This is a genomic window from uncultured Kiloniella sp., from assembly GCF_937128705.1.
Classification (GTDB): Bacteria; Pseudomonadota; Alphaproteobacteria; order Kiloniellales; family Kiloniellaceae; genus Kiloniella.
On record NZ_CAKZMP010000057.1, the window covers coordinates 1 to 14,565 of the forward strand.

The following is a 14,565-nucleotide window of genomic DNA, read 5'->3' on the forward strand; positions in this document are numbered from 1 at the left end:
GATTTCATGCCAAACTTGGCAGGATTATCAATGATAAACATAGCAACTCGGCGTAAACTACGAGGATAAGCGTTCAATTCCTTTGTCAGACGCTCAACAATGCGGGCTTTATCTACCTGACTCATTTTATCCTCTATCAACGCACCAAAAACATAACAAATGTTATTATATTTCGCTTATTGACACAAACGGTATTTTAACGAACTCTATTTGTCATATTTTACATTTAGCAAACGTTTTGCTTCGCTCTTGAGCTTTCCGGAGAAATAAACATGGGGCACGTATTTCCACGCCACACAAAAACGAATTTGCCAACGGCTGTTTCAGGTGACGGCTGTTACATCATCGATCAAAACGGCAAGCGTTATTTTGATGGCTCGGGTGGCGCAGCAGTTTCCTGTCTGGGGCATTCAGACCAGACAGTTCAAGAGGCCATCAAAAAACAAACAGAGCAACTGGCTTTTGCTCATTCCGGATTTTTCACGACAGAACCAGCAGAACAACTGGCCGACCTACTTATAGAAAATGCGCCGAAAGGACTGGATCGCGTCTATTATGTTTCCGGAGGTTCAGAAGCCGTCGAAGCTGCCCTAAAATTAGCGCGCCAGTATCATCTTGAACGCGGAGATAATGACAGATCCCATGTCATCGCACGCTGGCAAAGCTATCATGGCAATACCATTGGGGCCCTTTCCGCAGGGGGCAACAAGTGGCGACGTGAACCTTTTATGCCCATGCTTGTTCCAATGTCGCATATTGATCCCTGTTACCCCTATCGCGACCAACAAGAAGGCGAGAGCGACGAAGCATATGGGTTACGCGCCGCAAACCGATTAGAGGCCGAGATCCTTAAAGTCGGGCCAGAAAAAGTTTCAGCTTTTATTTGCGAACCAGTTGTCGGAGCAACAATGGGCGCGGTTGCTGCAGCCCCCGGATACTTAAAACGCATTCGCGAAATTTGCGATCAATACGGTGTCTTGCTTATTCTTGACGAAGTCATGTGCGGCATGGGGCGCACAGGCACCCTCTTTGCCTGCGAACACGACGGTGTTACCCCAGATATTCTCTGTATCGCAAAGGGGCTAGGTGCCGGCTACCAACCCATCGGTGCCATGTTATGTACCGGTAAGGTCTATAGCGCGATCGAAAACGGTTCCGGTTTTTTCCAGCACGGTCATACTTATCAGGGACACCCGACCGCCTGCGCCGCCGGATACGCTGTTATCTCAACAATGTTAGAACGCAACCTTATCGACAACGTTAATAAGCGTTCAGAACAGCTTATGCAGGCTCTATCAGACAAATTCGGGCAACACCCCTTTGTCGGTGACATAAGAGGACGCGGTCTCTTCATTGCCCTTGAACTGGTGAAGAACAGAGAAACAAAAACACCTTTTGATCCAAGCCTCACCGTTCACGCAAAGATCAAAAAGACGGCCTTTGAAAACGGTCTAATCTGCTATCCTATGCCCGGAACCATTGATGGCAAGAACGGCGACCATGTGCTGCTCGCACCGCCCTTTATTATCGAAGACCAGCATATTGAAGAAATTGTCGAGAAACTGTCCACCAGCTTTTCATCCGTCTTTGATTCACTGGAAAACTGAAAATGGCCCCAACCATTCTGATGGCAGCCCCGAATGGCGCCAGAAAAACCAGGTCAGATCATCCGAACTTGCCTGTGACAGTATCTCAAATCATAGAAGAGGCTGTCGCTTGCCAAAAAGCAGGCGCAGCGATGGCCCACCTTCATGTCAGAGACCTTGATCAGCAACATGTTCTTGATCCCGGCCTTTACACAGACGTTCTCTCCGGCATTAAAGAGGCCATCGGCCGTGACCTCTTGGTTCAGATAACGACAGAGGCCGTTGGGCGCTTTAGTCAAAAAGAACAGATTTCTTGCGTTAAGAACGTCCAGCCCGAAGCCGTCAGTGTTGCCTTAAGGGAAATGATGCCCGAAGGTGGAGAGATAAAGGGATCTGAATTCTACCACTGGGCGCAAGAAGCCTTGGTTCACGTCCAACACATTCTCTACAATGCTGAAGACTTCAAACGCTTCCTGTTTTTGATCCAAAAAGGCTCGATACCAGTAAATCAACCATCTCTTCTTTTTGTTCTGGGTCGCTATGCTTCAGACAACCTGGGAAAAGTTGAAGAGCTGGACCTCTTCTTAAAGATTAAACAAGATCCGAAAACCATTGACCTTGGGCCGTGGTTTGTATGCGCCTTTGGTCACAGCGAAGCCCAATGCGTGTCCGAGGCCATCAAACAAGGCGGTCATGCCCGCGTTGGTTTTGAAAACAATTCCCACCTTAGGTCCGGCAAAGAAGCGATATCGACAGCAGAGATAATACAACAAACTCGCGACGATGCCCTAGCAATGGGTAAAAAAATCGCGACGGCGCAGGAGGCACGAGAACTTCTCGGCATCATCTGAACGAAAAACACCAACTATCCAGGACAAGCTATATCCGGATAGTTGGTGTGAACTTCAAAATTTAGAGAACTTTTTCTGCAACAGAAGCTATCGCATCTCTCGCAGCTTCAATAATAATATCGGCTTCATCCTTCGTCATGCAAAGCGGTGGCGCAAACCCGAGAATATCACCTTGAGGCATCGCCCGACCAATTACCTTACTCCGCTCGAGCAGAGCAGTGGCAATTTGCGGTCCAACTTTATCCGCAGCATCAAAGAAAGTACGATCATCCCGGTCTTTAACAAATTCAATAGCCGATAGGATACCTTCGCCTCGGACATCGCCAACAATAGAAATATCAGACAGCGCACTCTTTAGACCTTCGTTGAAATAGGCCCCCATTTCGCGTGCGTTACTAACCAGGTTCATTTCATCAATCAGCTTCAGGTTTGCAACACCCGCAGCAGCACCAATCGGATGTGCCGAATAGGTCCAACCGTGACCGATCGGCCCCAGTTTATCTGTCCCCTCTTCGAGAACTTTCCAAACTTTGTCAGATACAATTGAACCTGACAACGGCGCATACGCTGATGTTAAGCCTTTCGCGATCGTGATAATATCTGGCTCGATGTCATAGTGATCAGATCCAAACATTGATCCCAGACGACCAAAGCCAGTTACAACCTCATCCGCGATCAACAGAATATCGTGTTTCTTCAAAACCGCCTGAATAGCTTTCCAGTACCCGGCTGGTGGCGGCACAATGCCACCAGTACCCAAAACAGGCTCACCAATGAAGGCCGCAATGGTATCCGCCCCTTCTCGGGCGATAAGCTCTTCCAGACTATCAACACACTGCTGCACAAATTCAGCTTCTGTCTGATCCACGTTCTCACGACGGAAGTAATAAGGCGCATCAGTATGTACAACTTGCGACAATGGCAGATCAAATTTGTTATGGAATAACTCAAGACCGGTCAAAGAACCCGTCATCAAGCCAGAACCATGATAACCACGCCATCTTGAAATAATTTTCTTTTTCTTCGGGCGGTCCAACACATTATTATAGTACCAGACCAGCTTGATATTGGTTTCGTTTGCATCAGAGCCAGATAAGCCAAAATACACTTTGGACATATTGGCAGGTGCTCGATCCAAAATCATTTTGGCCAATGTAATAGACGCTTCTGTTCCATGACCAACATAGGAATGGTAATACGCAAGTTCTTTGGCCTGTGCCGCAATTGCATCCGCAACTTCCTGACGCCCATAACCAATATTCACACAATAAAGTCCCGCAAAAGCATCCAGCGTTTTGTTGCCATCACGATCTTCGATATAAAGGCCTTCGCCGCCAGCGATCACCCGGTTTTGAAGATCACCACGAGCAAATTGTGCGAGGTGTGTAGAAGGGTGGAAAAAGTTATCACGATCCCACTCTGCCAATTGATCATTTCTAAGCATATTACTTTCCTTAAACTTTCTGCCCCAAACGTTCAGGGCTTAAACATATTGGCCGTTGATTACAGCCGTACATTCCTGTTGTCGTTACGCATAGTTGCGACAGACATATTTAATTTCTGTGAAAGCTTCCAGACCCTGCCGAGCACCTTCACGGCCCAGACCTGACTGCTTCATTCCCCCAAACGGAATAGGTGCCCCCGTTACCTTTGTTCTGTTGATCGCAACCATGCCGTACTGCAAATCACGACTTGCCCGATAAATCTTTTTGGGGTCCTGACAATGAACATAAGCGACCAAGCCGTATTCTGATTCGTTTGCCCGGGCGATAATATCGTCGTCGGCCTCAAATGCGGTCAAACAGGCAACAGGGCCAAACGTCTCCTCGCGATTAGCCAAAGCATCGGCAGGAACACTCCCTAACACCGTCGGTTGATAGAATAATGGTCCAAGAAGATCCCGCTTTCCTCCACACAAGAGACTTGCGCCCTTTGCCAAAGCGTCTGCGACATGGGCCTCTTGTTTTAAGACAGCGTTTTCGTTCATAAGCGGCCCAATATCCGGGTCATCCAACCCGCGCCCAAGGCTTAATGCCTTGACCTCTGCAACAAATTTCTGGGTGAATTCTTCATACACGCTCTGCTCAATGAAGAAGCGGTTCGCAGCCAAACAGTCCTGCCCTGATGTCGCAAATTTTGCTGATATTGCGGATTTCACCGCATGATCGATATCGGCATCCCCATAAACGATAAACGGTGCATGTCCCCCCAACTCTAGGACCAACTGCTTAATTGTTGGCGCGGATTGCTGATAGATCAGACGGCCAATTTCGGTCGACCCGGTAAAGGAAACAACCTGCACACGATCATCCGAAGTCCATTGCGGGACAATTTCGCCCGGTTCCCCAGTCACAATATTAAAGACGCCAGCGGGGATCCCTGCGCGTTCAGCAAGCTCGGCCAACGCAGTCGCAGAGAACGGCGTTTCCTTTGACGGATGAATAACGCAGGTACATCCGGCGGCCAATGCTGCGGATGCCTTACGTGTAATCATGGCACAGGGAAAATTCCACGGCGTTATCAAGGCTGCAATTCCCGCAGGTTCACGCCAGACTTCGACCTCTCCACCTGTCATATGAGACGTTACATTTTCAATATTCGGGCGCTTGGCTTCCTCGGCATAGAACTCAATAAAATCTGCGGCGTAGTCAATTTCTCCACGCGCTTCAGATATTGGCTTGCCTTGCTCAACGGTCATAATTAACGCAAGGTCTTCGCGGTTTTCATGCAACAGCTCAAACCAGCGCCGTAAAATTATTGACCTGTCTTGTGGTAATAAAGCTGCCCAATCTCGAAAAGCTTTTTGCGCAGCATCAACCGCAGCCAAGCTTTCATTTGCACTCATTTTGGGAATAGTACCAATTATTTCCTGATTGGCGGGATCTTTAACAACAAGACTTTCCCCGGAAGACGTATCGGACCACTGACCGTCTATATAGCTAAACTGCTTAAATAGCCGTGGATCACGAAGAGAAGATAGGGATACGGATCTGTTTTTCTCACTATCCGTTCCTGTTTCTTTATATGCTTGATTACTCATTCTAGAGACCACCTATTTAACTGCGTTTAATATCACAGCCTAATAATGTCGGATCTCAGGCAAAAAGTGTCTCTAAAGAACAAAGGAAAAGAAGAAGAGCTTTCGTTTATAACTCATAAATCAGACGTTTCGTCTATGAGGATGTCGCTTTCTCTTGCACCAAGAGGTCAATTGGTAAGGCATTGGTTTGTTTTACAGGTTTTGTCACAACATAGGTAAAATATCGTTTTAACCCAACTTCGGCAGCCAACAACCTGTCAACAAAACGCTGATACCCATCCACATCTTTGACCACAACTTTCAAAATATAGTCGAGCCCCCCACCAACAGCCCAACATTCCTGTATTTCAGGATAGTCCTGCACAGCTTTTTCGAAGAGCTCAAAATCTTCAGTTAGGTGGCTTCCAAGTTCGGCTTCCATAAACACAAACGATAACGGGGCAAAGAACTTCACAGATAATCGTGCTTCGTATGAATCAATAATACCCGCTTTTTCCAGGCGTTGTAATCGTCCCCAACAAGGGGTTGGGGACAGATTAACCCGTTCGGCAAGAGCCGCTTTTGTTATGCGTCCTTCGGTTTGCAATATCTTTAGTATTGCAATATCGCGATCATCTAAACGAAGGCCAGCAGCGTGCATCAGTAACCTAACTTTCTTTTCTTGTTATAATTGGCTTCTCTTATCGAGACTGGTGTTTCGCCAGATCATGCAAGAAAGTAAGACAGCGCTCAAGCTCTGAAATTTCGATAAACTCATCCGGCTTATGTGCCTGATCAATTGATCCCGGTCCAAAAACGACTGTCGACAACCCAACACGTTCAAAGTATCCAGCATCAGTTCCAAAAGAAACAACGTTTTGTACGTTACTTCCGGTCAAAGTCCTGATTAGCTGAACCGCTGGGGAATCATCACAAGCGTCCAAGCTGGGAACATCGGCATCAAGTATTGTTTCGATATTGGCATCGGGAGAAATTTTTCTCATCTCAGGCAACAATACATGATCAGAGAAATCGAGAATTTCCTGGAAAATAGCCTGCCCATTATCACCCGGGATCGGCCTGATTTCCCAAATCATTTCGCAACGTCCCGCCGTAATGTTACTTGCCGCCCCACCATCTATGCGCCCAACATTACAGGTAGTATAAGGTGGATCAAATGGCGAGCCAATCTTTGGGGCGGCAGCAAGGCGCGCACCGACCTCTAGGATTTTCCCAATAAAGCGCGACGCGAATTCAATTGCATTCACGCCCTTTTCCGGTTGAGAAGAATGAACCTCAAACCCTGTAAAACGGGTTGTTATTTCCATTCCCGCTTTATGACCCGTTACAAGGCTCATGTTTGTCGGCTCCCCAACAATCACAGCGTCAGGTTTGAAATTCTTAGTAATAATATCATCCGCCAACACTGGCGCACCAAATCCGCCAATTTCTTCATCGTAACAGAATGACACATGAATCGGACGCTGTAGATTTTGAGCCTGGAAGACAGGAACCATAGCCAGTGAACAAGCAAGAAACCCTTTCATGTCAACCGCACCGCGTCCATACAGGCGATTATTTCGCTCCGTGAGAACAAAGGGATCGATTGTCCATGTCTGGCCTTTGACCGGCACAACATCAGTATGCCCATTCAACACAACGCCCCCCTTCACCTCGGGGCCGATGGTGGCATAGAGATTAGCTTTCTGCTTCGTCTCGTCATAAGACAGAGACGATGAAACACCGTGTTCTTTCAAATATTCTTCGATATAGCCAATCATGTCCAGATTGGACTGCCCCGACAGACTTTGAAAAGAAACCAGCTTACTCAAGATTTCTTTGGTTGAGGCCAGCAGTTCCGTCATGAAATTACAGCCAACTCACGGGGCACAGAGGACAAGAACTCTGGACCATTCTCTCCAATTGCAATCGTCTCTGTAATCTCAAGGCCCCAATCATCCGACCAAAGCCCCGGCATAAAGTGAAATGTCATTCCCTTTTGCAAGATGGTCTTATCTCCTTTACGCAAGCTCATGGTATGCTCACCCCAATCAGGTGGATAAGCAAGTCCAGTAGAATAGCCCGTCCGGCTATCTTTAATAATGCCATGCTTTTCCAATACGGCGAAGAAGGCAATTGCTATATCTTCGCAGAGGTTACCTGCTTTAGCCTTTTCCAGCCCTGCGGCCAAACCCTCCAAAACAGCTTTTTCACTGTCCAGGATGTCTTGACCAGGCTTCCCTAAAAATACGGTTCGTGACAAAGGACAGTGATAGCGTCTGTAAACACCCGCAATCTCAAAGAAAGTACCCTCACCCGACTTCATCGGCTTATCATTCCAGGTCAAATGAGAGGCAGAGGCATCCAACCCCGAAGGAAGCAGCGGTACAATCGCGGGATAATCACCACCGTATTCAGGAACACCGCACAACGACGCATCGTAGATAGCGGCTACCAGCTCGTGTTTACGTAATCCTGGACGGATCGTTTCTCTGATTCGCTGGTGCATAACCTCTACAATTTTACCAGCTTTACGCATGTAGGATAACTCTTGTTCCGATTTCACCGACCGTTGCCAGTGAACAAGGTTTTTACAATCCTTAAAATGGGCATTTGGCAAATTGCGCACTAACGAAGCGAAAGCCGCAGCCGTGAAATAGTAATTATCCATCTCGACGCCGATTGAGAAGCTGCCAAACCCTTTACTCCCCAGAATCTGCGCCAAATAATCCATCGGATGTCGTTCTTCAGCTTGAACATAATAATCTGGATACTCGATGATATTATCATCTGAAAGATAAGTGGTGCGCTTTGCTCCATTCACATCAATGCCCCGGCCGTACCACATCGGCTCGCCTGCAAGTGTTATGATGACACATTGATGCACATAAAAAGACCAACCATCATATCCAGTCAGCCAGGCCATATTCGCCGGATCTGTAATCAGCAAACATTCCAACTCAGCGGCTTGCATCGCTATACGCGTTTTTAATAGACGATCTGCATATTCTGCTCGGGAAAAATTCAGCTCGACTGCATCAGGAGACATCACCATCTCAACACCTGTCATAAAAGGGGAAACTACAGAAAAGAGTGCTGTAAATTTTTCAGTAAATCACAAAAAAAATTACGGACCATATTTACACAAAACCCCAAGATATTTCATCTAAAGAGAAGTGCAAAAAGAGAAAAGTCTTCGCTAAAAAAGCTAAAATTAGCTCAATTTCGACGGCATCCACCTAAATGGTTAAAACAACCTTGCCTGTCGTGTCTCTATTCTGCAAAGCCCGCATAGCATCCGGCAGTTGTGCAAGATTAAAGCGCCTATCAACCAAGGGCTTCAGAAGATCATTCTCTAACATAACAAACATCTTGTTCATCATTTCCTTGATCAAGTCCGCATCATGATCATGATGCCAATAGACCCCTTTTGCAGATGCTCTTTTCAACATCAATCTGTTGGCTGGAATTTCGGTAATGGTTCCCGAAGCAAAGCCAACAACAAGAATAACGCCATTACGAGCAAGGCACCGTAAGCTCTGAAGCCCGATTTCACCCCCGACAGGGTCATAGATCACATCAGCACCCAGCCCGTCCGTTGCACCCTTTACCGCCTGAACCCAATTCTCATCAGTATAGTTGATGCAGATATCTGCCCCGTGGTCCCGAGCGATATCCAGCTTGCGCGAGCTACTGGCCGTTGCGATAACCCGCGCCCCAATAGCCTTGGCAATTTCCACAGCAGCAAGACCGACCCCGCCAGCCGCAGCATGAATCAGCACGGTTTGGTCAGCGCGCAATTCTGTACTATCAAAAAAAGCGATCATCGATGTGGTGTAAGTAACGGGTAAGGCTGCGGCTAATTCAAAGGAGATATTTTCCGGTATCAGAAATGCTGAATCGCAGGGAACCAAAGCTTGTTCGGCGAAGCCGCCCCATGGAATTTTACTCGCAATTCGATCACCAACTTTCCAGCGACTTCCTTGCGGTACAGAAAGAACCGTCCCCGCAATCTCCTGCCCCGGTGTAAAGGGACGCGGAGGCCGAACCTGATAGCGATCTTCTGACATAAGCAGATCGGAAAAATTAAGGGCAGCTGCCTTAACATCAACGACAAGATGTTGGTCGCCTGCAGATCCTAAATCAAGATCAACAAATTCGAGACCATCCACACCAAGAATTTTTGATGAACGCCACCCCTGCATAATACTCACCTGTCGCCGTTGGTATCAGCACCTTCATGCCTTCAGTTTTTTTGACAAACCATCGGCAATTTTGGCGATCTCGATACCAATATTATTCTTTTTGATATCATCCATATTATGAAGAGGAAAAGCAATCGCGATTGATCCCACCGGATAATTATCCGGGCCAGTAAAACAAGCGGCCATTCCCGCCGCCCCCAGATAAGTCTCTTCTACCGATGAGCAATAGCCGTCACGCTCTATTCGGGCAAAATCTTCGCGAATTTTTTCGGGACAAATAAATGTGTGGGGTGTAAAGGCAGTCAATTCATCCGCAAGATAGATATCCTGTTCGTGTGCGGGCAGAGCAGCTAAAAGAACCCGTGGTGCAGCCCCGGCATGAAGAGGAAAAGATGCTCCCACTTTTTCAAACACCCTCAACCCGCCGCGCGTACCCTCAACCTGATCAATACATACGGCTAACTGGGCGAAGCGATCAAAAGCCGTTAAGATGATGGTCTCATCTGTTAATTTTGCCAATTCTTCCAAGGCGGGCTGGCAAAAACTTTTAAGATCGAATGCGGCCTCAGCTCTTTGCCCCAAATTAATCGCAGCCATGCCCAAGCTGTAGCGTCCCGTTTTTGGAACCTCGGCCAAGTAACCTGTTTCCACCAGATAGCGGACAAGCCTGCTCACAGTAGAACGGCTCACCCCTGTTTTCTCAATTATTTCGCTCTGGGACCAATCAGTGTGATCTACTTGAAAGAGGTCCAGAATCTCAAAGGCTTTATGTAACAAGCCCACCCCGGCCTGCGCCGGGATTTGTGCAGATTTAGATTGTTGCTTGACATCCACAGATAACAAATCCCACTATATGATACATAATCTCATTATTTGGGATAGTAACATTATTTTTGTACTTACTACAAAATTTAAATATTAGAAGGACACATAAAAATGCCTTGGATTGAAACAATTCCTTATGAAGAATCAGAAGGGAAACTTCGCCGTCTCTATGATCGGGTAAAAGGTCCGGATAATAACGTCGATAATATCATGATGATGCATTCACTGCGCCCTCACAGCATGGAAGGGCACATGGCGATTTATAAATACGTCCTGCATCATACGGGTAACACCATTCCGAAGTGGTTTTTGGAAACATTGGGTGTATGGGTTAGTTCACTCAATGACTGTGGGTATTGCGTAGATCATCATTTTGGCGGCCTTTGTCGCCTTCTTCAGGACGATGAAAAAGCCGCAGGAATCAGGAAAGCGATTGATAGCCGCAACATCAACATTGCCCCGCTGGATGAGAAACAAAAACAGGCGATGATCTATGCAGAAGCACTGACCAAATCCCCGGCAAGCACAACTGAGGACATGGTGAACGCAATGCGAAATGCGGGCTATAGCGACGGGGAAATCCTGGAGGTCAATCAAGTTTCAGCTTATTTCAACTATGCTAATCGTACCGTCTTAGGTCTTGGATGCTCAACCAAAGGCGACATTATAGGCTTATCACCCAATAACTCTGACGACCCCAATGACTGGGCACATACATAACAATCAAGACCAAGGCCCCTTCTGTGTCTCGATGTTACGAACACAAAGAAGGGGTCCTTGAACCGATCAACAAGAATAGATCGATAAGATCCAGCGATTATTAAAGATTATTAAAATTGGCTTCCTTAATCCGTCCATTATATAACACCAGTTCACAACACGCGATTTAGCCAACGGGAAGTCCAATGGAAACTGTGAGAAAGACATCAAGTCAACGTGCACGGGGGCTGGAACGTGCTTTTGATATCCTTGATTTAATCCGTCGGGAAAACCGTGCGATGCGACCCAACGAAATCGCAAAACTCATGGGCGCCCCACGATCATCCGTCTATGAGCTTGTCCATCTGTTGCTGGACATGGAAGTTTTGGAAAATAGCGGGGGCGATGGTCAGGTATTTCTTGGAAGTCGCCTATACTTCCTAGGTCGCGCCTACAATGACAAAATAGATCTATATAGACGCATTGAAAACATTCTGGATTCCATCGTAGAAGAAACCTGTGAAACCGCACAGTTCTGCAAACTGGAAAACAACAAATATACCGTCGCCCTGATGAAAGAAGGCAGCCGTCCCTTTCGAATTTCAGCCAACTTGGGGGAACTTGTTCCTGTTCCCAGCACAGCATCTGGCCGTCTGCTCGTTGGACATCTCTCTGATCAGGAGATTATCAATTTTCTCGACAAGGACGACTTTCTTCTACCCAACGGCGAGACAATATCACCAGATACTTTTATAGCAGAAGTTCGTAAGGCAACTTTGGATGGGCACTATACTTTTGACAGTATTGTCGACACTTTTACCCATTGCTTTGCCGTGCCTGTAAAAGACACAAAATCAGTTTGTATCGCCACGCTTTGTCTTGTCACGCCCAGAGACGATGGCCATCGCAACAAAGAGGCTTACCTGACAAGCCTAAAAACAGCTGCGACTCAATTGGAAGCGCACTTGAACACAAGCTTCTAATCCACAGCCTAGTCGCCACTCCAGAAAGTTCTCAAGAAGACAAAAACCATTATTCTCAGTCCATTTTGCGGCGCACTTGCGTCTACAAAATAATACAGTATCATCTGAATTCCAAAAAAACATACCAATGTCCGATATTTTGGACATAATTTTTTAAATGAGAGAAACAATGATTAAACGCTTTCAAGTTGGCAGCCGCATGAGCCAAGCCGTTTCCTACAATGGATTTGTTTATATTGCTGGTCAGGTTGCCGAAGACAGATCAGCTGACCTTGAGACACAGACACGTTCTGTATTACAAAAAATCGAAGATCTCTTGGCTGAAGCAGGAACAGACAAATCCAAAATATTGGCAATTGATGTCTTTTTGCCAGCGATTGTAGATTTCGATAAAATGAACTCTGTCTATGACGCTTGGATCGACCCTAAAAACCCGCCTGCGCGTGCCTGTGTCGAAGCGCGTCTGGCCGACCCGATGATCCTTGTTGAAATGACCGCTGTCGCCGCCGTATAAGCTGTAACGATAGAGTTTCGACAAAGAGGGGGAGACAGAGATATGCGTCATTCGATGTGGGCCTATCCATGGGACCTACAGGATCTTGGGCTGGATACGGTCTATCATGACCTCCAAAAATTGGCTGGGGTTAATGGCATCAGTCTCGCTGTCTCCTACCACGCCGGGCGCTTTCTTCAGCCCCGTAGCCCCAAGAGAAAAAGCTACTACCCAGAAGACGGAACGATTTATTTTGTCCCGGATGATAATCTATGGGCAGGCAAAGAAATCCAGCCGCTTGTTGCGCAAAATCTGCACGAATCAGGCGATATGCTTGCCCCTCTTATAAGGGACAAAAAACAACACGGGCTTAGCGTTTCCTGCTGGACAGTCTGTCTGCACAACAGTCGTTTAGGGTTCAAACATCCTGAACATGTCGCACGGAACGCATTTGGTGATCCCAATTATTATAGTCTCTGTCCAAATAGCAATGCGGTGCGAGATTATGCGACAACCCTTGTTGAGAACCTAACCCACAGTTACAAACCAGATATGGTCGAGCTGGAAACCATCGGCTTTATGGGCTTTGATCACGGCTATCACCACGAGAAAGATGGCCTTGGCCTGACCGCCGAAGATGATTTCCTGCTTTCAATCTGTTTTTGCGATCACTGTATCAAAACAGCGCAAGACGTTGGCGTTGATGCCCTCTCAGCGAAAGAAGATGTCCAAAACCTGATCACACAAGCCAGTAACAGAGAAACACCCGAAGCACAGTTTCCGGAATTTCCCGGACAAAGGCTTGAGTGCTTCAAAGATCACACGGCGCTCTACGCATTTCTCCAGTGGCGCACCCAAGCACCGACAAAAATTGTCCAAAGCATCAAAGAAGCCGCCCATCCCGATAGCAAGGTTGTCGTTATAGAAGGCGAAAACTCTTGGCGTGATGGCGTTGATATTAAAGCCATTGGTCAAGCCTGTGATGGCGTTATCATCTGTGCTTATACGGCGACTGAAACAGAAATTTCCAACATTATCAGCGAAACGCGTAATCATTTGGGATCAAACAAATATCTTGGTCTAGGCGCCAGTCTATTTTACGAGCATACACCAACGCAAAAACAACTGGCCGAAAGAATAGACGCCGCCATCGAGACTGGTACCAATGGAATAAACTATTACAACTATGGCCTTGTGCCGGAAGCACGCCTTAGCTGGGTAAAATCAAGTAACGGTATTTGAGGGAAATCATTTATGATGAGAATCTATTCAATATTTCGTATCAAAGTTGAATAAATTCAAACACTCCTTAATTACTGAGTTATTTAGCTCAAGATCCCCATAAAAGGACATTTATTCCAATGGCAGCCTATCTCGTCGTCGATACCAAAATCAGTAACCCAGAAGAATATGAAGCCTATAAGCTTCAAGCAAAACCGATCGTCGAAAAGTTTGGCGGTATTTACCGTGCCAGAGGCGGCGACATGGATACTATGGAATCAGATCTCTGGGCGCCGACACGCATTGTTATCGTCGAATTCCCTGACATGCAAACGGCTCGAAACTTCGTCAACAGCGAAGAATACGCCCCCGTTAAGAAGATCCGTCGAGCTAATGCCGAGTGCACTTTCTTACTCGTGGATGGCGTATAACAAAGCCTTAGGTCATGTTTCAGAATAGACCGAGCAAGACATCCGACTAAATTAAGGGCAACACAGATCAAGGGCCGCTGAAAATTTCATTCAGCGGCCCCAATCATTCGGCACCAGCCTCTAGAATCTATCAGGCGAGGTGATCAACAATCGCCATTTTTTCGCCCGCAGCCTGAAGATCATCAAGCCATTGTTTGGCAACTTTTACATCACTCGGGGCCGCAGAAACACCGGGGGCAATTTCGCCCTTCA

14 protein-coding genes are annotated in these 14,565 nt (G+C 46.9%); 7 read left to right on the forward strand and 7 right to left on the reverse strand.

Annotated features, from left to right (window positions below; all coding sequences use genetic code 11):
* The first annotated feature begins 272 nt into the window (after positions 1–272).
* Both Q0241_RS03320 and Q0241_RS03325 read left to right on the forward strand, forming a co-directional pair.
* A complete protein-coding gene (locus tag Q0241_RS03320; RefSeq protein ID WP_299373040.1) occupies positions 273–1,607 on the forward strand; it encodes an aspartate aminotransferase family protein in 1,335 nt (444 codons plus the stop codon).
* A gap of 2 nt (positions 1,608–1,609) precedes the next feature.
* Positions 1,610–2,437: a 3-keto-5-aminohexanoate cleavage protein gene (locus Q0241_RS03325; RefSeq protein WP_299373042.1), complete on the forward strand. Its 828-nt coding sequence runs from the start codon at positions 1,610–1,612 to the stop codon at positions 2,435–2,437.
* A 61-nt stretch (positions 2,438–2,498) separates the two neighbouring features.
* Here the strand turns inward: Q0241_RS03325 and Q0241_RS03330 are convergent, their stop codons facing one another.
* The 7 genes from Q0241_RS03330 to Q0241_RS03360 form a co-directional block, all read right to left on the reverse strand.
* Complete coding sequence (locus Q0241_RS03330) at positions 2,499–3,881, reverse strand: aspartate aminotransferase family protein (protein ID WP_299373045.1); 1,383 nt, start codon at positions 3,879–3,881, stop codon at positions 2,499–2,501.
* Between the two features lie 84 nt (positions 3,882–3,965).
* Positions 3,966–5,477, reverse strand: coding sequence for an NAD-dependent succinate-semialdehyde dehydrogenase (locus tag Q0241_RS03335; RefSeq protein ID WP_299373048.1), 1,512 nt, complete (start codon positions 5,475–5,477; stop codon positions 3,966–3,968).
* 133 nt (positions 5,478–5,610) lie between these two features.
* The gene (locus tag Q0241_RS03340; protein ID WP_299373051.1) at positions 5,611–6,117 is read right to left on the reverse strand and encodes an Lrp/AsnC family transcriptional regulator; all 507 of its coding nucleotides are present in this window, start codon (positions 6,115–6,117) and stop codon (positions 5,611–5,613) included.
* A gap of 40 nt (positions 6,118–6,157) precedes the next feature.
* Entirely contained in the window at positions 6,158–7,321 is a 1,164-nt protein-coding gene (gene argE / locus Q0241_RS03345) for an acetylornithine deacetylase (RefSeq protein ID WP_299373054.1), read from the reverse strand.
* Complete coding sequence (gene doeA, locus Q0241_RS03350; RefSeq protein WP_299373057.1) at positions 7,318–8,505, reverse strand: ectoine hydrolase DoeA; 1,188 nt, start codon at positions 8,503–8,505, stop codon at positions 7,318–7,320. Before doeA ends, argE begins: the two co-directional genes overlap by 4 nt.
* A 190-nt stretch (positions 8,506–8,695) precedes the next feature.
* Entirely contained in the window at positions 8,696–9,661 is a 966-nt protein-coding gene (locus tag Q0241_RS03355; protein WP_299373060.1) for an NADPH:quinone oxidoreductase family protein, read from the reverse strand.
* A gap of 33 nt (positions 9,662–9,694) precedes the next feature.
* Positions 9,695–10,495 (reverse strand): IclR family transcriptional regulator, encoded by an 801-nt coding sequence (locus tag Q0241_RS03360; protein WP_299373062.1) that lies wholly within the window; start codon positions 10,493–10,495, stop codon positions 9,695–9,697.
* A gap of 102 nt (positions 10,496–10,597) precedes the next feature.
* Between Q0241_RS03360 and Q0241_RS03365 the strand changes: the two genes are divergently transcribed.
* The 5 genes from Q0241_RS03365 to Q0241_RS03385 all read left to right on the forward strand — a co-directional run bounded on the left by Q0241_RS03365 (position 10,598) and on the right by Q0241_RS03385 (position 14,313).
* Positions 10,598–11,206, forward strand: coding sequence for an alkylhydroperoxidase (locus tag Q0241_RS03365; RefSeq protein ID WP_299373064.1), 609 nt, complete (start codon positions 10,598–10,600; stop codon positions 11,204–11,206).
* Positions 11,207–11,391: 185 nt separating this feature from the next.
* Positions 11,392–12,168, forward strand: coding sequence for an IclR family transcriptional regulator (locus Q0241_RS03370; protein WP_299373066.1), 777 nt, complete (start codon positions 11,392–11,394; stop codon positions 12,166–12,168).
* A gap of 169 nt (positions 12,169–12,337) precedes the next feature.
* The gene (locus Q0241_RS03375) at positions 12,338–12,682 is read left to right on the forward strand and encodes a RidA family protein (RefSeq protein ID WP_299373068.1); all 345 of its coding nucleotides are present in this window, start codon (positions 12,338–12,340) and stop codon (positions 12,680–12,682) included.
* 42 nt (positions 12,683–12,724) lie between these two features.
* The gene (locus tag Q0241_RS03380) at positions 12,725–13,903 is read left to right on the forward strand and encodes a hypothetical protein (protein ID WP_299373070.1); all 1,179 of its coding nucleotides are present in this window, start codon (positions 12,725–12,727) and stop codon (positions 13,901–13,903) included.
* A 119-nt stretch (positions 13,904–14,022) separates the two neighbouring features.
* Positions 14,023–14,313 carry a DUF1330 domain-containing protein gene (locus Q0241_RS03385; protein ID WP_299373072.1) on the forward strand — a complete coding sequence of 97 codons (291 nt, stop codon included), beginning with the start codon at positions 14,023–14,025 and terminating at the stop codon, positions 14,311–14,313.
* The last annotated feature ends 252 nt before the right edge of the window (positions 14,314–14,565 follow it).